20 protein-coding genes are annotated in these 19,856 nt (G+C 41.5%); 4 read left to right on the top strand and 16 right to left on the bottom strand.

What is annotated here, in order from left to right; genetic code table 11:
• Nucleotide 1: 1 nt before the first annotated feature.
• The 6 genes from CA598_RS07550 to CA598_RS07525 form a co-directional block, all read right to left on the bottom strand.
• A complete protein-coding gene (locus CA598_RS07550; RefSeq protein ID WP_076204126.1) occupies nt 2-934 on the bottom strand; it encodes a LysR family transcriptional regulator in 933 nt (310 codons plus the stop codon).
• A 121-nt stretch (nt 935-1,055) separates the two neighbouring features.
• Nucleotides 1,056-2,171 carry a phosphodiester glycosidase family protein gene (locus tag CA598_RS07545; RefSeq protein ID WP_256990390.1) on the bottom strand — a complete coding sequence of 372 codons (1,116 nt, stop codon included), beginning with the start codon at nt 2,169-2,171 and terminating at the stop codon, nt 1,056-1,058.
• A 162-nt stretch (nt 2,172-2,333) separates the two neighbouring features.
• On the bottom strand, nt 2,334-3,854 hold the full coding sequence (locus tag CA598_RS32190) for a TPM domain-containing protein (RefSeq protein WP_179283611.1): 1,521 nt from the start codon (nt 3,852-3,854) through the stop codon (nt 2,334-2,336).
• Nucleotides 3,855-4,457: 603 nt separating this feature from the next.
• Nucleotides 4,458-4,820, bottom strand: a complete 363-nt coding sequence (locus CA598_RS07535; RefSeq protein WP_256990388.1) for an acylphosphatase — start codon at nt 4,818-4,820, stop codon at nt 4,458-4,460.
• 164 nt (nt 4,821-4,984) lie between these two features.
• Nucleotides 4,985-5,923 carry a cysteine synthase A gene (cysK, locus tag CA598_RS07530; RefSeq protein ID WP_094876109.1) on the bottom strand — a complete coding sequence of 313 codons (939 nt, stop codon included), beginning with the start codon at nt 5,921-5,923 and terminating at the stop codon, nt 4,985-4,987.
• Between the two features lie 71 nt (nt 5,924-5,994).
• Complete coding sequence (locus CA598_RS07525; RefSeq protein WP_094876108.1) at nt 5,995-7,020, bottom strand: LacI family DNA-binding transcriptional regulator; 1,026 nt, start codon at nt 7,018-7,020, stop codon at nt 5,995-5,997.
• Nucleotides 7,021-7,345: 325 nt separating this feature from the next.
• Here CA598_RS07525 and CA598_RS07520 point away from each other — a divergent pair, with 325 nt between their 5' ends.
• Nucleotides 7,346-8,398: a 2,3-butanediol dehydrogenase gene (locus CA598_RS07520; RefSeq protein WP_094876107.1), complete on the top strand. Its 1,053-nt coding sequence runs from the start codon at nt 7,346-7,348 to the stop codon at nt 8,396-8,398.
• A gap of 79 nt (nt 8,399-8,477) precedes the next feature.
• Here the strand turns inward: CA598_RS07520 and CA598_RS07515 are convergent, their stop codons facing one another.
• Together CA598_RS07515 and CA598_RS07510 are read right to left on the bottom strand one after the other, a co-directional pair.
• The gene (locus CA598_RS07515; protein ID WP_094869871.1) at nt 8,478-9,074 is read right to left on the bottom strand and encodes a GNAT family N-acetyltransferase; all 597 of its coding nucleotides are present in this window, start codon (nt 9,072-9,074) and stop codon (nt 8,478-8,480) included.
• Nucleotides 9,071-9,751: an HAD family hydrolase gene (locus CA598_RS07510; protein WP_256990387.1), complete on the bottom strand. Its 681-nt coding sequence runs from the start codon at nt 9,749-9,751 to the stop codon at nt 9,071-9,073. The genes CA598_RS07515 and CA598_RS07510 overlap by 4 nt, the downstream gene beginning before the upstream one ends.
• A 127-nt stretch (nt 9,752-9,878) precedes the next feature.
• Between CA598_RS07510 and CA598_RS07505 the strand changes: the two genes are divergently transcribed.
• Nucleotides 9,879-10,373: a DUF6803 family protein gene (locus CA598_RS07505; RefSeq protein ID WP_094876105.1), complete on the top strand. Its 495-nt coding sequence runs from the start codon at nt 9,879-9,881 to the stop codon at nt 10,371-10,373.
• Between the two features lie 72 nt (nt 10,374-10,445).
• Here the strand turns inward: CA598_RS07505 and CA598_RS07500 are convergent, their stop codons facing one another.
• Entirely contained in the window at nt 10,446-11,894 is a 1,449-nt protein-coding gene (locus CA598_RS07500) for an MDR family MFS transporter (RefSeq protein ID WP_256990386.1), read from the bottom strand.
• Nucleotides 11,895-12,046: 152 nt separating this feature from the next.
• Between CA598_RS07500 and CA598_RS07495 the strand changes: the two genes are divergently transcribed.
• Nucleotides 12,047-12,595 carry a PadR family transcriptional regulator gene (locus CA598_RS07495; RefSeq protein WP_094876104.1) on the top strand — a complete coding sequence of 183 codons (549 nt, stop codon included), beginning with the start codon at nt 12,047-12,049 and terminating at the stop codon, nt 12,593-12,595.
• A 59-nt stretch (nt 12,596-12,654) separates the two neighbouring features.
• Here CA598_RS07495 and CA598_RS07490 read toward each other — a convergent pair whose 3' ends face one another.
• The 4 genes from CA598_RS07490 to msrA all read right to left on the bottom strand — a co-directional run bounded on the left by CA598_RS07490 (nt 12,655) and on the right by msrA (nt 16,670).
• Complete coding sequence (locus CA598_RS07490; protein WP_094876103.1) at nt 12,655-14,061, bottom strand: sensor histidine kinase; 1,407 nt, start codon at nt 14,059-14,061, stop codon at nt 12,655-12,657.
• Nucleotides 14,058-14,765 carry a response regulator transcription factor gene (locus CA598_RS07485; RefSeq protein WP_256990385.1) on the bottom strand — a complete coding sequence of 236 codons (708 nt, stop codon included), beginning with the start codon at nt 14,763-14,765 and terminating at the stop codon, nt 14,058-14,060. The genes CA598_RS07490 and CA598_RS07485 overlap by 4 nt, the downstream gene beginning before the upstream one ends.
• Nucleotides 14,766-14,786: 21 nt before the next feature.
• Nucleotides 14,787-15,977: an ArsR family transcriptional regulator gene (locus CA598_RS07480; protein ID WP_094876101.1), complete on the bottom strand. Its 1,191-nt coding sequence runs from the start codon at nt 15,975-15,977 to the stop codon at nt 14,787-14,789.
• A gap of 180 nt (nt 15,978-16,157) precedes the next feature.
• The gene (msrA, locus tag CA598_RS07475) at nt 16,158-16,670 is read right to left on the bottom strand and encodes a peptide-methionine (S)-S-oxide reductase MsrA (protein ID WP_094876100.1); all 513 of its coding nucleotides are present in this window, start codon (nt 16,668-16,670) and stop codon (nt 16,158-16,160) included.
• Between the two features lie 163 nt (nt 16,671-16,833).
• Between msrA and CA598_RS07470 the strand changes: the two genes are divergently transcribed.
• The gene (locus CA598_RS07470) at nt 16,834-17,742 is read left to right on the top strand and encodes an aldo/keto reductase (protein WP_094876099.1); all 909 of its coding nucleotides are present in this window, start codon (nt 16,834-16,836) and stop codon (nt 17,740-17,742) included.
• A 55-nt stretch (nt 17,743-17,797) separates the two neighbouring features.
• Here CA598_RS07470 and CA598_RS07465 read toward each other — a convergent pair whose 3' ends face one another.
• From CA598_RS07465 to CA598_RS07455, 3 genes are all read right to left on the bottom strand, one after another.
• Nucleotides 17,798-18,604, bottom strand: a complete 807-nt coding sequence (locus CA598_RS07465) for a class I SAM-dependent methyltransferase (RefSeq protein ID WP_094869862.1) — start codon at nt 18,602-18,604, stop codon at nt 17,798-17,800.
• A gap of 56 nt (nt 18,605-18,660) precedes the next feature.
• Nucleotides 18,661-19,290: a class I SAM-dependent methyltransferase gene (locus CA598_RS07460; RefSeq protein ID WP_094869861.1), complete on the bottom strand. Its 630-nt coding sequence runs from the start codon at nt 19,288-19,290 to the stop codon at nt 18,661-18,663.
• A gap of 74 nt (nt 19,291-19,364) precedes the next feature.
• Entirely contained in the window at nt 19,365-19,763 is a 399-nt protein-coding gene (locus CA598_RS07455) for an RrF2 family transcriptional regulator (RefSeq protein ID WP_042127470.1), read from the bottom strand.
• Nucleotides 19,764-19,856: the final 93 nt, after the last annotated feature.

Below are 19,856 nucleotides of genomic sequence, written 5' to 3'. Positions count from 1 at the left end.
GCTATAGTAAAAAATGATTTAGATCAAAATAACTTCCAGAAACCAGGTCATTCAAAATCTCGATATACTTAGATGCCATTACACTCGGTCTGCGATCTTTATGCGCTATCCAGCCAACCGTAAATACTTCATTGCTCTCAAAAGGAATCGTCTTCAGTCCATCACCATTTAGATCGGATGCCAGAATTCCTGTGCCTACCGTATAGCAATCCGTACCCATTAATAAATTGGTCAGTGTCGCCCGGTCATTCACCTTAATATTCTTCTCAATTTGTGAAAAGCTTAACATTTCCTCTGAGAAGTGCAGTGAATTGTTCTCACCCTGTTCAAAAGTGATATAAGGGAACGGCACAATATCATCCTGAGTAATAACTTCCTTACGAGCCAGCGGATGTCCAGTTCGAACATAAAGATGCGGATCGGTATTAAAAAGTGGTGTGAATTTCAGATTGCCATCACTAAACAGTTTATTCATATGCTTATAGTTACTCTCGTTAATATAAAGAATTCCTAAATCACTGCGCAAGGTACGTACATCTTCGATAATCTCGTAGGTTTGCGTCTCTCTCAAGCTAAAGTTGTATTCTGAGACGTCATTGTGCTTCATGAGATTTACAAAGGCGTCAACCACAAAGGCGTAGTGCTGCGTAGAGATGGAAAAATAGATCGGACTACGCTTTTTCCCCGTATAACGATTCTCCATAAGCTCCGTCTGTTCAATAATTTGGCGGGCATAACCCAAGAATTCCATTCCCTCAACGGAAATACTGATTCCACGGTTAGTCCGCTCAAAAATCGTTATCCCCAGTTCACTTTCTAACTCTTTAATGGCATTGGACAGGCTCGGTTGAGAAACAAAGAGCTTCTTTGCCGCCTCATTCATGGAGCCACTATTTGCAATTTCGATAGCGTAGCGGAGTTGTTGCAACGTCACTCCTATTCCCCCTGTTCCAGACCTGTTAGTTCTGTATTCTGTTCTTGCTAGGTGATATCGTAGCATATTTTCATATGGCAATCCAAGATAATCCTTATCTTATTTACGTATTAAGAGTGCTTTAGCGTGTACGCTTCTTAGCAGCATCAATTTTGGAGGGGTCAAGTCCCTTCCAAATATTCGGCATATCGACTTGCTCAGGGTGCTCAAATACAAGAAAAGCCGTAGGTAAATATCGTTCCCCATATTGAGAAGATGGCTTGTTCATAATCTCGTTGTCTTTTACCAGAACGGTAGAAGAACCTCCATCCAAGTTTGCCGCAATCACAGCCCCATGCTTAAGAAGGATTTGTTGCACATCGTATAGATTTGCCCCAATACTATAAGTAGGTTGTCTTCCATCAATAACAACAAATATAATCGCTCCGTCAGCACGCTGACCCATCGCTGTTCGAGGAGCAATACCCCAGCCTTCTGCCGCGTTCTTAATTAATCCTTTTCCATTGACGATCAGACGAGGGCTAAAAGTAACCGCCTCCTGAACACCCATATTGTTAATCTCATCTAAAGTATAATTTCCAGCAACCATCTTCCCTTGTTTATCAAGACCTACGATTTGCGTGGATTTCTTGCCACCGAGACCGTTGTAATATAACTTACCTTGTGAAATCACAATACCGATAGGTTTAAAGCCGTTACCTTTCCAGTTGGGGTCAGCGAATCCACCACCGTTAACTCCAGCGATAGCACCTGTGCGCTTCACCATACTGGTTACTTTCTCACCTGACCCTACTTTATCCGGAATTCCCAAACGGACTTTAGTAGGATCATTAACGATCATGACATATCCTGAATATCCAGTACCTGAGACATTTTCTATCTCGACCAGTGGTTTCTCTTTTACTTCAGGTTCAGAAGTAATGGTATGTGTATCCTTTTCGACCCCCATCTCTTCAAATTGGGCGCTATATTCAGTCACTCTGTTCTTTAATCCGTCCTCACCAATAATATATTTAGCCATGTAGCGGTGCTGCGTTGTAATCAGTGTATCAGCGATTGAATAGCGCAGATTTTTAGCCGAAGGTGCAAAGTAAAACCAACCGCCTCCAGCAATCAACAAAATTAAGCAGAATAAAAACACTTTTGATAGTGTTCGGAAGAAGCTCCGTTTCTTACGTTTTTTTGTTGGCTTCTTTTTGCGTACGGTGGAACGTTGAGGTAATGATGAAGTGCTCACTTCTTTTTCCTCCCTGACTATTTCGGAATTTGAAAATAAATGTCTAACTTTATCATAGACGATAATTTCCATGAAAAGTTTCTGTTATAGGAATAATTTTCCTTTAAAAAACAAAACAAGCAGATTTCCAATAACTTGGAAACCCGCTCATTCTCAACCTTTTTAGTGTCTTCCCGCTCCGCCACCACTGCTGGCGCTACCTCCGCCACCTGATGAGCCACCGCCGCCGGAAGAGCCTCCTCCACCTGATGAGCCTCTATCATCATTAGAGTAACTGCTGCTGGAAGAACTTGAAGAATGTCTCCCTGCGCCTCCGCCACTGCTGGAACCTCCTCCACCACGGTTCTCGTTGCTTGAGGAATAACGTCCTGCTCCCCCACCTCTAGTAGATCCGCCTCCGCCACTGTTTCCCCAGAAGCTTGACTGTGAGTTATTGGATGGTGTGTTTCTATGATTATGATGGTGATTATTATAACGTCTGTGCCAACGTCTACCATAACCGTAATCCGCTTGACCGTACCAATTCCCATACCGACGAATATTTCTTGGGCTATACGGATTAAATGGCAAACCGTACATTTCAATATATTTATTGCGTCGTGAAAAACCATATCCGAACAGTATGAGCGGAGCAAATATCAATAAGTAAATTAGAAGACCTTTGCCTACACTAACACTAGTCTCCTTTGATGAAGTGGTTGTTGAGGAAGAATTGGCGGCTGTAGTACCTCCACTATTTCCCGTCGCTCCAACGGATTGATCCGCTCTAGCCAATAAGAAGCTGTACAAAGCATTAGAAGTTGCCGTAGCTCCCGTTCCGTAATCTTTTTTCACAAATTGGGGCTCAAGTACAGTATCCAAAATATTGCTGATTGCATCATTAGTTAGAACCTTGTCGATGTCCTTCCCTTGCAGAACATGATAGTTGTCTCCACCTATGTCTAGCACGAGCATAACATCCTTAGGGCCAGCAGCAACGGAGGCAAACTTCATGTAGGTATAATCCTGAAGTGTTTTATCTCCTGCGTTCTTTACAGTAACCACATAAATTCCGCTGCCAGTTGTAGTTTTATATCTGTTGCTAGATTCGTTCAAATAATCCTTTGTTACTTTTTTGAGTACACCGGCATTATCGGATACATAGTTTTTGGTGCCGACATTCTCCACCCAGGTCCCACCCATGGCTTGGATAAAAGCGCCATAAGTTTTACGTGCACCGTTACTATAAGTTTTAGCTGCAAAATCCGGTTCAAGATATTGAGAGAGAATATCTTTAATCTTACTGTTAGGCAACGTGTCCTCAATACCCTTACCTTGTACCGCCCAGTAGTCATCATCTTTTATAGAAAGCAGTAGCAAAAGCCCGTTATTCTTATCCGCAGAGCCTACGCCCCAGCTATTGAATAGCGAAGTTGCATACTCTTCCATCGAAACTCCATTTGTAGAATCGACTGTCACAACTACGACTTGAGCGCCCGTATCCTGATGTAATCGAATCCCATAGTTCACCATGTAATTCTCAGCTTTCTCGTCGATCACATTTGCAAAATCATTCACATAAAATGACCCGGTATGCTTAGGTACAGCTGTCTTGGCTGAAGTTAAAACCGGAAGAAGCAAAACACTTAACATCAGGGTGGCAAGTGTGGTAAGAAGCATTTTTCTGAAAATTCTGTAGTTCATATGTACCTCCTGCTCTATCATAATCTCTTTTATTTATCGGTTACGCATGGCTTAAGCAATAGTTCCATTTTATTCTATTCAATAAACCACACAGTAATATGTTATATTAAGCCCCGGCCGCCTGATTCACATAAAAAAATTAGCGCTTTCAGATTTAGATATAGCTATAATAATAAAAATAATAATCATCAGGTTAATCAATATGCTTATGAAAACTCTGATAATTTATTTTGATCTCTACGAAAAACTAATCGATTTAACTGAAACCCTCATGATATTCCCTCACCAATTAAATTAATAGGCAACAATATTAAAGGAAAAAGGGCTATTACATAGAGTAATTCCCAAAGCAGCGCTCCAACAATAAATGAGAGAATTACAAGACCAATATGTATCAACGGCCACATTAAAATGATTGTACTGAACACGGATGTCCCTTCAATTAAAAACCCAAGCATTATTTCAACACTAATCAACAAACAAATAAAACTCAAAGAGGACCCTACGGGTACAGCCGCGTGGCTCAATAACTTTCCATCGAATTGATCAAATACTTCAGTACCATATATAATTTACTTCTCAATTCAGCTAAACGATATGTACTTATTTCACTATCATGAAATCTTTCTCTCCCTCATGAATAGGCAGATCGCTCATCGTCACTTTTTTTACTGATGCCCGTTTCAATGATTGCATGCAATCAACTAAAAAAGAGATTTGCTGCTCTTCTCCTTGTACCTCTACCTCTACACTTCCGTCGTTTAAATTTTTTACCCTACCCGTTAATCTCATTCTTACTGCAATCGTATATATTTCTAACCGAAATCCCACATTTTGAACTCTACCTGAGAAAATCACTTGTTTTCTAACGACAGGGCTTGAAGGAAAATCCAGTAACTGAATACGATTGGCATGCCAAATCACATAATTATTTCTAACTTTTTTGAACACATTCACACGTTTCATACTCCTTTTTTAGAACTTCTACGATTTATGCTATATTGTACCATAGCCATTGGGAAAATAAGGGGCTGAATTGATCACTCTTCAATCACTAAATACACAAAAAGACTCAGCATTCCGCTGAGCCTCCAAATTTGTATCAACTTCAAGTCATAGGTTGGTTCAAGCTATTCATTAAAATCAAACAGAGTAGTTGTTAAGTAACGTTCACCCGTATCCGGCAAAATCACCACAATCGTCTTCCCTTTATTTTCTGGACGTTTAGCAATTTCTGTGGCTGTGTATACCGCGGCACCAGAAGAGATCCCTACAAGCAATCCCTCGGTTTTGGCAATTTCACGCGCTACATTAAATGCGTCTTTATTCTTCACCTGAAAAATCTCATCAACAACCTCTTTATTGTAAATCTCCGGAATGAAGTTAGCCCCAATCCCCTGAATCCCATGCGCACTAGGCTTGCCCCCAGATAGGACTGGTGAATCAAATGGCTCGATTGCGACAATATGCACCGAAGGATTCTTAGCCTTCAAAGCTTCCCCAACCCCTGATACGGTGCCGCCAGAACCAACACCCGCAATAAAAATATCAACATTCCCATCCGTATCCCGCCATATTTCCTCTGCAGTTGTTGTTCTATGAATTTCAGGGTTAGCTGGATTGCTGAATTGTTGTGGAATGTATGCATGTGGGGTTTCAGCAGCCAATTCCTCCGCCTTTCTCAAAGCACCGCTCATCCCTTCAGCTCCAGGTGTTAATACAAGCTTAGCACCAAGTGCAGCCATTACCTTACGGCGTTCAATACTAAACGTATCCGGAAGAACGATAATCAGCGAGTAGCCAAGACTGGTCGCTGCCATGGCAAGGCCGATGCCGGTATTGCCACTTGTTGGCTCAATAATTACAGAATCTTTATGAATTAAACCTTTATCTTCACCATCTTTGATCATCGCATAACCTATACGATCCTTAACGCTACCTCCAGGATTAAAAGACTCTAGCTTGGCAAGAATTTTCGCTTCAACATTCTGAGATTTACTATATTTCGAAATTTCCAATAACGGTGTGTTGCCAATCAAATCAGTTATGCTTTTGTATATATTAGCCATAATATTCTCCTCATTTCTTATTACCCCATCAGCTTACTTGTATTAAGTCTAACAGGGTTTAGAGTATATTATCAACTTGTTGTATTCCGTCTAACAGAAACGCTGGACTCTCGCACGATTAAACGCGGATCAAGCTGCACCCTCTGATACTCTCCAGTAATATTATCCTGTATCCGTTGTAAAAGAAGCTGCGTAGCTAATCGAGCCACTTCATTCCCCATGATAGAAACGGAACTAATTTGAGGCGTTGTGATGGTTGTCCAAGAGTTATTATCTACCCCAACCACAGCTACATCTTCTGGAACACACACACCCAGTTCTTTAAAACGGTTTACAATCCCTATAGCGACCATATCATTTACAGCATATATTGCATCTGGCATATGGGTCAGGCTGTAGAAATAATCTGCGGCTTGTACCCCCGTTTGAAGGGAGAAATCCTCTCCAAAATAAACCAAAGAAACATCCACCTGATTCAAAGCCTGCTGATAAGCATGATATCGATCCTCAATGAGATCTTTCTGAGCACCCGCATAAGCAATTCTAGTTCGACCAATACTATTTAGATGCTCCATGATTAGCTGACCTTCAAAACGTGACAGGCTAACGATATCTGCTTTCACATTCTCCGTAATACGCTTACCGTAGTTAATGATGGAGACCGGAACACTAGATTTATTAATTAGCTCTACCATCGTCTTTGGATATGCAAGAGGCATGATAATGAGTCCATCGACATGTAATTTCTTGATCTCACGAATCGTTTCGAGCTCTGTCCGCGGATTTCCGGAAGTATTAATCTGAATGACTCGATAACCGTCCTGTTTAGCGGCTTGCTCCACGGACCAGGCGATATCTGGAATGATAGCATTTCGAATATCAGGAACAGCCAAGGCAATTTGCTTCGTTTGGCGAATCTTTAGGCTTTGTGCAGAGGTGTTTGGGGTAAATCCCATCTCCTCAATCACTTGAAGAACCAATGCCTTTGTCTTGGAACTGATTCCCTCGGAATTATTTATTGCTCTGGAGACAGTAGCAATCCCTACTCCCGCTTTTTTTGCTACATCCTCTATGGTTACTTTGTTTTTATTAGCCAAGTTGATAGTCCCCTCATTTTCGGAATCGTTTCCGTTATCATTGCTATTATTAAATCTGCCCGTCTCCTTTAAGCCGTTTTTCCAATATATTTATTATAACATACATGTGCTTATAAAAGCACTTGTAGCAAGTACAATACAGTCTATATATGCCTGATATCGCTGAGTTTAGGTGAAAACTTTCACTAATTTTCGATATTAATATTTTAGTATTTAAATTTGACAATATGAAAATTATGTGACATATTTGATTCGGAAACGTTTCCTCTTTTCCGGAATAAACACACTATTTATTATCAATTTATGAATCTAGGAGATGAATGATATGCAAGCATTAAGATGGCATAACGTCAAAGATCTACGTTTAGAAACGATTGATGAACCCGCTGCGCTTGAAGGAAAAGTGAAAATTAAAGTGGAATGGTGCGGAATTTGTGGCAGTGATCTTCACGAATATGTTGCCGGTCCAATTTTCATTCCTGAAGGCACTCCTCATCCCCTCACAGGCGAAAAAGCTCCAATCGTGATGGGCCATGAATTTTCCGGACAAATCGTTGAAGTAGGCCAAGGGGTTAGCAAGTTTAATGTTGGTGATCGAGTCGTCGTCGAACCTGTATATGCATGTGGAGAATGTGTGGCGTGCAGACAAGGCAAATACAATCTTTGCGAGAAAATGGGCTTCCTAGGTCTCGCCGGTGGTGGCGGTGGATTCTCAGAATACGTTGCAGCAGATCAACATATGGTCCACAAAATTCCTGACAGCTTATCCTATGAGCAAGGCGCTCTGGTAGAACCTTCTGCAGTGGCTCTGCATGCTGTTCGTTCCAGTCAATTGAAGGTTGGAGATAAAGCTGTAGTATTCGGTGCGGGTCCAATCGGTTTGCTTGTCATTGAAGCTTTGAAAGCATCTGGCGCGGCTGAGATCTATGTTGTAGAGCTTTCTGAGGAACGTAAGAGTAAGGCTGAGGAGCTTGGGGGTATCGTAATCGATCCTAAGCAATATGATGTGGTTGAGGAAATTCAAAAACGTACAGATGGTGGCGTGGATGTTGCTTTTGAAGTCACAGGTGTCCCTCCCGTTCTAACACAAGCTATCAATTCCACTAAATTAAGTGGTCAAATTATGATCGTTAGTATTTTCGAGAAAGATGCTACGATTACACCTAACAACATCGTACTTAAAGAACGTAATTTAACGGGTATTATCGGATACCGTGATGTATTCCCAGCAGTAATTAGCCTGATGGAACAAGGTTACTTCCCTGCGGACAAATTAGTGACTAAAAGAATCAAATTGAACGAAGTGATTGAACATGGGTTCGAGGCGCTTTTAAAAGAAAAAAATCAAGTGAAGATTCTTGTAAGCCCTAAACAATAACCATAAGCAGCCAAGTGGCTGATCTATAGAAGAAGAGTCCTTCTCAATATGAGAGGGACTCTTTGCTTATTTTATCAAATCACGCGTACTTCTCATTTAATAAATAGTGCAGATTCTCTTTGACCGATGGCCATTCTTTATCCAAAATACTAAAGACAACATTATCATGAATCGAACCGTCAGATCTGATTCTATGTTGGCGCAGAACCCCTTCTCTTACAGCCCCTAATCGTTCTACTGCTCTTTGCGACCTCAAGTTAGTCTTCACCACTGTAAATTCTACACGTATGAGCCTTAGGTCTTCAAAGCAATAGTGAAGCAGTAATGACTTAGCCTCGGTGTTCACACTAGTTCTCCAATATTCAGGCGAGATCCAAGTACATCCAATTTCAGCATTACGATGAACCAAATCCGGATGCATGATTCGAGTGGTACCGACGATTTGTCCAGTAGCTTTATCAATGATGACGAATGGAATTTGCGATTCATTGTTTTGATTTGCAAATGCGGTTGTGATTAAATCCTGCACCTGCTCGTCCGACGTTATTTTTCGCCAGGTAAATTCCCAGATGTTTGGATTTCTTAATACTCTCGCTAGCCCTTCTACATGGCTGTCATCCATTGGAACCAGCTTGACTGTGTTGCCCTCCAAAATTGAATTACGAGGTTGGATCATTTCGCACACCGCTCTCTTAATGATATATGTTGGATGATAGCCGCAATTTCTTCTACTCGATAAGCGATATGATCTGCTCCAGCATGCTCTAGTTCTCCTTTAGGACCGTAGCCAAACGTCACACCGATAGATTCTACTCCACAACCAATAGCTCCGATGATATCATGTTCGCGGTCTCCAATCATCACAGCTTCTTCTGGAAGAATGGCATTCTGATCGAGGACGTACTGTATCACATCTTTCTTTTTAGAACGGGTGCCGTCTAGATTACTACCACCAATATGATCAAAATAATGATCTAGTTTGTAACGCTCAAGAATTTGTTCTGCAAAAACAGTAGGCTTAGAGGTAGCTACATACAACGAATATCCGTTATTCTTAAGACCTTCCAGCAATTGCGGTATACCATCAATCACCCTATTCTCATACAGTCCAACGACGCTGTAACGCTCACGGTAGAAGATAACCGCTTGACGCGCTTGTTCCTCTGAGAACTGATGTAGCTCAATAAAAGAATCGTAAAGAGGTGGGCCTATATAAGGAAGAAGCATATCTAAATGCTCGATTTGAATATCAAATTTGTTTAATGCGTATTCGACGCTTTTTGTAATCCCTTCTTTAGGGTCCGTTAATGTCCCATCCAAATCAAATAAAATACTTCGTAGTCCTCTTCCCACGCTGTCTTGCTCCCCTCGATTGTAATTAATGGATGTATTTATAATACATTCGTTTCTACATACTTTCCACATACTTCTTTAATACGATCAGTGCGAAAGTTATTTTTATATATCGGAGGAGTATTTTATGAATATGACCCATTATATGTCTTTGCTAGCAGATAATCAGCCTTGGAACTTGATTTTATTCATGGCGATCCCTGTGATTTTTGCTGAGACGATCACCGTTACAGAGTTTATTATCTTGTTCACCAAAAATCTAAAGAGCTCTTTACGAACCTTTAACAAAATCTGTAGCATTCTGGCTGGGTTGTACTTCACAGGCGTATTCCTCTACTTGTTTCCTACCGCATTCATCCCTTTGACAGTGAATGGTGAGTGGCACACATGGGTTGACGTAGTAGCCGTAGGCTTCTATTTGAGCGGAGTGCTTTTCTTATTACCGCTAGCTTTGTTAGATCTTGGTCTGATCGCTCGTAAACGAACAGATGAACAGAAAATGAAGCTTCATTTTATATTCATCAGTGGATTCTTGATTGTAGCGCATATCGCGATGATCTTCGGGATGATCAATCCGGAAATTGTAGGCAGCATGGGTGGAATGGGCGACATGACGCACTAACTAAGGGTATAAAACATAAAAAAGCAGATCAAGGTTTAGCCCTTGGTCTGCTTTTCTAATGTGAAGCGAAGGTTATCCCGCACTCTGAACAGAAATCACACTACGCTTCTTGCGCAATAAAAACATAAGTGGTAATCCAAGCAACACGATGATTGAGCCGACTACGAATACATCATTCACACCCATGGTAAACGATAATAATCTTATCGTATCTGCATTATCTGCACCTGAATTGATCAATTCTTTAGAGTGCAGTATGGATCTTGTGGACAAAATAGAAGTGAACACCGCAATCCCAAGTGAGCTTAACACATTCCGAACCCAGTTGTTGATCGATGTGGCATGACCTGACCATTCGACTGGAATTTCCTCCATAGACGCAGTGCTGCTCGGGACGTTAGCTAATCCAATCCCTAAATTGCGAACGACCATCGCCCACATCACAAAGCTGTAAGAAACGTTCGTATGCAGCCGGCTCATCATGAATAAACCGATGAAAATAAATAAAATACCAGCAGAAATTAACTTCACAGGTCCGAACTTCGGATACAACTTACCCACAATTGGGCTTAACAATGCAAGGAGGATCGAAGATGGTAATAAGATAAGCCCGGTCTTTAGTGTTGTTGCTCCTTCTACCGTCTGTAAGAACAATGGTGTTAAATAGGTTCCAGCATACATTGCTATCGTCACCAGACTATAGATACTTAGCATGGCAGTAAAGCGGCGATTCCGGAAGACACGTAAATTCAGCAACGGCACTTCCGTCTTGAGCTCGTGCAAGACAAAGTAAACTAGAAGAGCTATCCCCACAAGTATTAATAAAATAGTCTTCCACGAACCCCATCCCCAGCTGTTACCTTGGCTAAATGCGGTTAGCAATGATAAACTCCCCAGTACAACGGTAAGGAATCCGGGAATATCAAATGACTTCGGAACATTCATTCGATAGTAAGGAATTAACGTTACGGTCAGAATAATAGCAATGATCCCAATGGGAATGTTAATTAAAAATAACCAGTGCCAGCTTGCATACTGAAGTAACCATCCGCTAAATGTCGGACCTATGGCTGGGGCAACCATCGCGGACAGTGACCACAAGCTCACGGCAAAAGGTCTGCGTTCAGCTGGAATCACTTGGAATATAATCGTCATCGTACAGGCCATAATCAGCCCGCTGCAAGAGCCTTGAAGCATCCGAAATACAATCAAAGTTGTAGGATTCCAGGCTATTGCACAGACTAAGGAGAATATGGTGAATCCCGTCAAGGCGAATAAATAAAGTCGCTTATAGCTGAATCTGCCTCCAAGATAACCGGCAAGCGGTGCAGTTACACCCGTAGCTAGCATAAAACCTGTGACCATCCATTGCATAGTGTTCAGGCTCGAATGGAAATGATTCATTAAAAGAGGAACAGCAATGTTGATAGTTGTTGTACTTAAAACAGAGACGAAATTTCCGAAGAATATGGCAATCATTATAGGCCAAAAGAGAATTTTACTTTCTTGTTTAACGTCCACGCTAACCCTCCTATATCTTTTCATATGTCTACTTTTACATATATCAATTAACTTAAATAATGTTATAATTGTATGGATAATATGTCAATCTTGACATATCCCCAAAATTCACAATATAAACGGATTTATAATAACTGGAGGGTATCAGAGTAATGAATACACTGTCTTACGGACTTCTAGCTTTACTTACTGCTAACCCGTTGTCTGGATATGAATTAACTCAGAATATCAAACCGTTATGGCGGGCCGGACATAGTCAAATCTACCCTCTTCTAATGAGCATGGAGCAGCAAGGATACATTTCATATCAGCTTATTGAGCAATCCGATAAGCCGGACAAGAAGGAGTACTCCATTACAGAGGCAGGACTAGAGCAATTACGTAATTGGGTGGAAACCCCAGCTGAACCTCCAGTTCTACGGGACGAGCTACATTTTAAGCTGTATAGTTTATGGCTCTCCAAACCAGAGGAAGCAAAGGCCCTTCTGCAGCAACGTGCGGAGTTTTGTAAAAGCGAGCTAGAACGTTACAAGATCTTGCTGAAAGCCAACGATGTCTTACGTGATGAACGAAGGGAGACTCGTGAGTTAAAAGCTTCGACTTTTGGACGTTATTTACTCATCCGTAAACGAGTGCTTGATATGGAGAGTTCTATACAATTTTGTGAGTGGGCACTTGAAGAGCTTGAGCCAGCAAAATAGTTTAGTAGATTGCACATAAAAAGAGACTTCGCGTAAATACGCGAAGTCTTTTTCGGCTCTTACTTTTCGACGAATGGTAATCTGGGCAGCTGCACCTCGCAACGAGTTCCAATGCCAGGCTGACTTGTAATTCGAATCTTACCGCCGTGTAATTCCACAAGCTTTTTAACAATGGATAGTCCAAGTCCTGTTCCACCATATTGCCTGGATCGTGATTTCTCAACTCTGTAGAATCGTTCAAAGACATAGGGTAGTTCTACCTCAGGAATACCTATACCGGTATCTTCCACAATAAATAAAACGGAGTCCCCATCGACATCCTCATCTACATGGACAGTAATCTCACCTGCATCCGTATAGCGGATCGCATTCTCCAGAAGATTCATCATAATCTGTTCCATACGCTTTTCATCTCCACGAACCCTACACGAATCTCCATGATACGTAATATTCAGCAGAAGTCCCTTTTCTTTAGCCTTCAATTCCACTCTTCGTACCGCTTGTTCTGTCATGTACTTAAGATCTATCCAGTCCAGCGTAAGTGTGATTTTACCTTCTTCCATCTTTGCCAGTTCAAATAAATCTTCTACCAGATGCTCAAGCCGATGCGCTTCCTCGTGGATAATATCCAAATACAGATCTCGTTCCCCTTCGGTCTCATAAAGTCCATCCTTTACAACCTTGGTATACCCCTTCAAATAAGTGATGGGTGTTCGTAGTTCATGAGAAATGTTGGCTAAGAATTCCTGACGCGTATCCCTGTATCTTTGCAGATCTACAGCAAGGTCGTTAATAGCTCCTGCCAAAAACCCGATTTCATCGTTACTCCGTATGGAAAGTCTCGTTTCCAATTCACCGGCAGCAATTTTTCTAGTCGCCTTCTGCATCTTGATCAGCGGCCTGGATAACAATAAACTAATGATTCCCGTGATCCCTAGTGCCAATATAAAGGCCCCAATTCCTGCGAGCAACAGCAGATTACGGATAGAAGCCAAGGATTGCTTCATGTTCTCTGTAGAGGACATTACATATAGTGCAGACTGGATGGTTTGACCATTTGAAATTGGTTTTCCAGTGATGAAATATCTGTGTCCAGTAGGATCTGTATACTCAAAATTCACACTTTTTCCGGCAAATATCCGACTAATATCCGAAGCATTGATGAATGAACGATCTGCGCGGTCATGAACACCCGAATGGAGAATGACACTACCGTCTTTTGAAATATTAAATATACTCACGTCCGAAAATTCTGCAAAAGCACTCATCATCTGCTCGTTTGAACTATCCGGTGATTCAGCCATTCCGATAAAATGCGAGGTTAACTCCTCAGTTTCTTTTTGCATCTCGTTATAATAAAAGCTGGTAAACATTCGGTCTATCGTTATCCCAAGAATTAGCAAAACAACTAAAAAAACAGACATAATAACTGACCCGAGCTTCAGTCCGATCATATTATTCTTCATAGATGATTACCTGGGATCTCAAATTTATAACCTAACCCCCATACCGTTTGAACAGGATTATAAGAGAGACCCGCCTTATGTAATTTCTCGCGGATATTCTTAATATGCGTGTCGATGACACGGTTCTCACCCTCATAATCGTTGCCCCATAAACGCTCCACTAGTTCTTCTCTCGTAAAGACACGGTGCGCATTTTGCGCCAAGGCCGTTAGCAGATCAAATTCCTTGAGTGTAAATTCAACCGCTGTATCCAGAATATACACCTCACGAGCATCCGGGTAAATCGCTAGCTCAGGGTAGCTCAGAACCTTTTTCTGAGGTTGTTGGGTCGATGTAAGCATTGAACGCCGTACCAAAGAATAAATTCTTGCCACTAATTCCTCTGGCTCGAACGGTTTGGTGAGATAATCATCCGCTCCTATGCCGAGACCACGAACCTTATCCTTAGTTTCCGAGCGAGCTGTCAGCATTAGAACGGGGACAGAGCTTACCTCTCTAACGGTTTTACAGACTTGCCAGCCATCCATATCTGGCATCATCACATCCAGCAGGATTAGATCAAAGTTATGTTGTTTCAGCAAAGTGAGTGCCTCATGCCCCGTTGACGCTTCTCTAGTCGTTATTCCTTCTTTTGTTAAATAAATCCGAATTAAATTTCGCATATTCCATTCATCATCAACGATCAGTACCTGGAGCTTATTCAAGTCATTCACCCTCTTCATTGCCTAGTGACCGGAATGGGAATTGCCGCCTGCAGCCGGAGAGATTTCCAGCATATCATCGATTTCGCTTTGGGCACTCTCTTTGATGGTATTGATGTCCCCTGTTAACCAAGCATGGTTATAAGGACCTTCTGCTGGCGAATCTTGAAATTTAGGTTGAAGGGTCATCATATATTCCATCACGGAATCTGGCAACCCGTCTTTTTCAGTAAAGATAAGCGGTGCATGTTTCCCTAAATGAGAAAAAGGTGCAGCGGCGATCGCCAGCATCGTTGAGTCGGTAGTCAACAAAGACAAATTATGGCCAGGCGTCGTTATGCCCCAGCCGAAACCGTTGCTGGCGTCCTTAAAAGTAGCAAAAGCAATGGCATTCTCATAAATGTCTTTTCCAGCTATACGGGTTACTGTGCCGAATTCCTGTAATTGCTTTTCTACTGCTGCAGATACAACTTTTTCAGGTCCTAAGATATAAATCGTAGCCGAACCTCCACGCTCTTTCAAAGCATTAACCGTAGGGTCTGGAATTTCATCTTTTGTTACATATAGAAGCGGCTCTGGCATATGGGCGATCCAATTCACTGCAGGCAGTGTGTACTCAGGACTTTCCATAGAACCTACAATGACTGCCTTTGGAAGTTCACCGGAAGCTTTTGCATAATAAGTATCAATGGCTTGTGCTATAGCTGCCGGCTCGTCCCCTTCAATTCGGTCTACTTTCAGATCCAGTGTCTTTAATTGTTCTTCGACATTGGAAGCCATGGGTCCGACGAGCACTACTTGTACACCATTATTACCTTCTGCGCCTAAAGGATTCAATCGCTTAAGCTCTGCTATCGTTGCCTCAGGAACACCCTCTTTAGTTGTAAAAAGAATAGGGCCATTATTCGGATGATGGATCAAATCCGCACTAACTGCGGCAATCTGCCAATGGCTTACATCCGTTAATACTACACTTGAAGGTCTGTTGTTCTTCGTCTGTGCAGTCCAAAGGGTTTGTGAAACAATAATTGCTGCCTCAGTAGGGTCAGATGTATTTATACGAGTCGTGTTTTTTGTTGCGATCCACGGTTGATCCACTGACGATATAGAAGCTTTCTTATCTGATCCAGATGGGGCGTTATTGCTCGATTGACAGCCAGCTAACACTGCACTTAAAAGCAATGTAACAGCAACTATGGGTATGATTTTTTTCATCCTAAACCCTCCATTTTGAATTTCTCGCTTGATTTAGAGTAGTTTAGTCTATAAATGTGTAGAAAGTATGTAGAATTTAAAATATATAAAATTTGTATATGATGCAAAAAGAGCACCTGTAAGCCACGAAAGACTTAGGATGCTCCATGCTCTTTTTCTTTAGAAATTCCGTTTCTACGATTACCAGTGTTTCGCGATAAAGGTATCCCGTCCGGATTGCTCACGATCCTCTTTATAATGCTTGGGATTCTTGTGATGATAGTCCTGATGATATTCTTCCGCCCGATAAAAGGTTGGCGCTGGAAGGATTTCCGTCACGACAGGACCTGAGAATCTGCCACTCACAGCAACCTGCTCCTTCGTGGCAAGGGCTGCTAAACGTTGTTCTTCATTATAGTAAAAGATGGCTGTCCGGTATTGTGTCCCTCTATCCTGAAATTGTCCATCGTCATCCGTGGGATCAATCTGAGGCCAATATAATTCAAGCAGCTTCTCGTATGAAAAAAGCGCTGGATCAAACGTAATTTGTACCACCTCGTAATGTCCTGTTGTTCCTGTTTTGACTTCTTCGTACGTTGGGTTCTCGGTTAGTCCTCCAGCATATCCCGATACAATCCCTTGGATACCTGGTAACTCCTCGAACGGTGTAACCATGCACCAAAAGCAACCACCTGCAAACATTGCTTGTTCCATATGTTCAAGTCTCTCCCTATCCATCATCATCTAGTAAATAACATATGCTATGACGATAATGCTTCTAGGTTATAATGTCAAAGGAAATCATTCTTTTACATTCGAATTCGATGCTTTAAGGCGTTATAATATAACAAACAACGGAATTAGAAAGGAACACCCTATGAATAAAAATCGCTTGGGCCAGTCTGATTTATATGTAAGTGAAGTAGGACTCGGATGCATGTCCTTAGGTACGGATGAGGCAAAAGCCATTTCCATCGTCCATGAAGCGCTCGATCAAGGCATTAACTTTTTAGATACAGCCGATCTGTATGATGAGGGTCGTAATGAAGAGATCATTGGTAAGGCGATTCGCCACCGCCGCGGTGAGGTGATATTGAGCACAAAAGTGGGTAACCGCAGAATTCCAGGTCAAGAAGGCTGGAGCTGGGATCCATCAAAATCCTATATTAAATCCGCAGTCAAAGACAGCCTAAGACGCCTCCAAACGGATTATATCGATCTGTATCAGCTGCATGGCGGAACAATTGATGATCCGATGGATGAGACTATTGAAGCCTTTGAAGAACTTAAGCAAGAGGGGCTAATCCGATATTATGGGATCTCTTCTATTCGACCTAATGTGATTAGAGAATATGTAAAAAAATCAAATATAGTCAGTGTAATGAGTCAATACAGCATTTTAGATCGACGTCCTGAGGAAGAAATTCTCCCTCTGCTGGCCGAGCATGGGATCAGTCTTATTGCCCGGGGTCCTTTGGCGGGTGGCATCCTTTCGGAGAATGGCCGCAGCAAGGCAGAGAAGAAGTACTTAGATTACAGTAGTGAGGAGCTTCTGAAGTTGCATAATCAGCTTGTGCAGGAAACGAGTCACTCACGCCCCCTAGCACAAACGGCGCTTCATTATCCGCTTGGTCATCCGTCTGTGGCGGTTATTATCCCTGGAGCGAGTAGTATGGAGCAATTGAAGAATAATGTAACGGCTGCTAAGTCAGCCCCACTGTCTTCAGAGGAAATCGAAATGATCCGCGGGTTGAGTAAAGCGAACCGCTACACACTACATCTGTAAGGTAATCAGTCATTTATAAAATTTAGAGCGCCAGTTAAGAAACTGACGCTCTTTTTTATTTTCTTTTACCGATGTATAACAAGTGTGATGAGATGCCCAAGATTGAAGGATCATTTGCTTTGGATATGAGAAAGTTAATCAAGCTCTCTTCCCCCTCTTGGTGAGTCCAATACTGTTGCTGCTCTGCAGATAACATGGCTGCAATGCTTGATGAACCAATTAAATCTATCGACTCAAATCCATTCCTTTCCATGAAAGGCTGAATCTCATCAATGTTAAAATAATAAGCACCTGTAAACCGGCCCTTGTCACTATGATTAAAGATTCCACTCTCATAGAATTCATTGATGGTGTTCATATTATCGTTCGGTTTCCATTGCTGCGGGGATTGTAACGAATTAATGGTCATTCTCATTCGACTTTGAAAAGCCACAAATACTAAGCCATCTTGCTTGGTCACGCGATGCAACTCTTTTACTGCTAAAATTCGTTCCTCTTCCTTCTGCAAATGATACAAAGGACCAAGCATCAATGAAACATCATAATTCTCATTAGGTATTCCTTCTAAATCTATAGCATTTAAGTTATAAAACCCGTCAAATTGCTCAGTTAATTCTAGTTCAGCTGCCTTTTTCGTTGCTACTTCAACTAATTTAGGTGTGATATCTGAAAGGGTTACTGTATATCCGAGCTTAGCCAGTTCCATTGCGTATTTACCGGGTCCTGCGCCATTATCCAGCACCTTCCCAGCTGATGGCATATATTTCTTGATATAATGGAGATTAATTATGAACTCTAAGGGTTCTCTATCCAGCCTGCCCCACTCGTCAAAGCTAGAGTAATAATCAATAATATTGCTCATCTACATAACACCTGCTTTCTTTTGAGATATATAATCTTCGATACGTCCAAATTTTTCTATAGTTCTTTCTTACATTTTATCATTAAAAAGTTTATCGACGGTTTATTGATCATGTCCTTGTGGGGCTCGTCAATTTCAGAGAACTCAACTAGTCCATAGGTTTCAAACTCTTGTGTAATGGATTCAGCCTCATAAAAAAATATTTTTACGCCATAATCTGTCTCGTAATAATTTTTATCCAATAGAGTACCTTTTCCAAACATAGGCGCTTTTTTCGAAACTGTTGTAAAAATCATATAACCACCTGGCTTTAACTGGTTGTAGCAATCCTTAATGAACTTTTCTCTTTCATTTTTATTCAACAAATGAATAAGACCATGGCAAAATATTCCTTCATAGAGGTTATTATCATAAGGCATGTCATTCACTGAACCATGAAAAATGCTAATATCAAGTCCATTTTCTCTCGCCAAATCAATCGCTGTTTGAGAAATCTCAATACCCGTTACATTTATCCCACTCTCAATAAAAACCTTTGCATTTCTGCCATATCCAATCCCTGGTACCAATATGTCTTTAACATTCCTCTCAAGGAAAAAGTCCTTAGTGGCGATCGCAGAGTCTGTAGGTTCAAATCCCCACATTGTTTGTTTTTCTATAAAGCTTGATTCCCAGAATTCCGTCATATTTCAATCCCCTTTATATTAAAGTCATTACAGATTTATATTATCTTTAATTGTTTCCAAAAAAGAACGGATCTTTACTCCGTCTTCATTGTTTTCGCCAAATCTGCAATTTTCTTGTTCTCCAAGTACTGCTCCATCTGTCTTTCAGCGTCAATCACAACCTGTTGAATCAAGCACTCGCTACCGTGATCCAGGCTACATTCGAACAAAGATGCAGTCCCTTCGATCGCATGGATAATATCCAGAAAAGAGATCTCTTCGGACTTCCGTCGGAGACGATACCCACCGTTTGCACCGGGTGCAGATTGAATCAATCCAGCCTTGACTAGCTTGGTCATCATTTTGGACAGATAGGTTTGCGAAACACCCAGCTTCTCAGCAAGTAATTGAACGCCTACAGGCTTATCGGACGCCGCCGTCACCAGATAAAGCATTGCATGAAGCGCATAGTCTGTCGCTTGGGAATATTTCATTCAGCACCTCCATTAACGACTTTGAAAATCCATAATAACTCTAATCGTTAAAAAAGACAAGCATATCAATGTGCACCATCGGCTTTTTAAGTT

The organism is Paenibacillus sp. VTT E-133291 (assembly GCF_002264395.1).
In the GTDB taxonomy this organism is placed as follows: domain Bacteria; phylum Bacillota; class Bacilli; order Paenibacillales; family Paenibacillaceae; genus Paenibacillus_AQ; species Paenibacillus_AQ nitricinens.
This window is presented reverse-complemented; position numbering and strand designations above follow the sequence as displayed.

What these genes read in the sequence shown, in the direction of transcription:
- CA598_RS32190 (WP_179283611.1), bottom strand. Translation starts at nt 3,854, where the DNA reads ATGAACTACAGAATTTTCAGAAAAATGCTTCTTACCACACTTGCCACC.
- CA598_RS07535 (WP_256990388.1), bottom strand. Translation starts at nt 4,820, where the DNA reads ATGAAACGTGTGAATGTGTTCAAAAAAGTTAGAAATAATTATGTGATT.
- cysK (WP_094876109.1), bottom strand. Translation starts at nt 5,923, where the DNA reads ATGGCTAATATATACAAAAGCATAACTGATTTGATTGGCAACACACCG.
- CA598_RS07520 (WP_094876107.1), top strand. Translation starts at nt 7,346, where the DNA reads ATGCAAGCATTAAGATGGCATAACGTCAAAGATCTACGTTTAGAAACG.
- CA598_RS07515 (WP_094869871.1), bottom strand. Translation starts at nt 9,074, where the DNA reads ATGATCCAACCTCGTAATTCAATTTTGGAGGGCAACACAGTCAAGCTG.
- CA598_RS07505 (WP_094876105.1), top strand. Translation starts at nt 9,879, where the DNA reads ATGAATATGACCCATTATATGTCTTTGCTAGCAGATAATCAGCCTTGG.
- CA598_RS07495 (WP_094876104.1), top strand. Translation starts at nt 12,047, where the DNA reads ATGAATACACTGTCTTACGGACTTCTAGCTTTACTTACTGCTAACCCG.
- CA598_RS07490 (WP_094876103.1), bottom strand. Translation starts at nt 14,061, where the DNA reads ATGAAGAATAATATGATCGGACTGAAGCTCGGGTCAGTTATTATGTCT.
- CA598_RS07480 (WP_094876101.1), bottom strand. Translation starts at nt 15,977, where the DNA reads ATGAAAAAAATCATACCCATAGTTGCTGTTACATTGCTTTTAAGTGCA.
- msrA (WP_094876100.1), bottom strand. Translation starts at nt 16,670, where the DNA reads ATGGAACAAGCAATGTTTGCAGGTGGTTGCTTTTGGTGCATGGTTACA.
- CA598_RS07470 (WP_094876099.1), top strand. Translation starts at nt 16,834, where the DNA reads ATGAATAAAAATCGCTTGGGCCAGTCTGATTTATATGTAAGTGAAGTA.
- CA598_RS07465 (WP_094869862.1), bottom strand. Translation starts at nt 18,604, where the DNA reads ATGAGCAATATTATTGATTATTACTCTAGCTTTGACGAGTGGGGCAGG.
- CA598_RS07460 (WP_094869861.1), bottom strand. Translation starts at nt 19,290, where the DNA reads ATGACGGAATTCTGGGAATCAAGCTTTATAGAAAAACAAACAATGTGG.
- CA598_RS07455 (WP_042127470.1), bottom strand. Translation starts at nt 19,763, where the DNA reads ATGAAATATTCCCAAGCGACAGACTATGCGCTTCATGCAATGCTTTAT.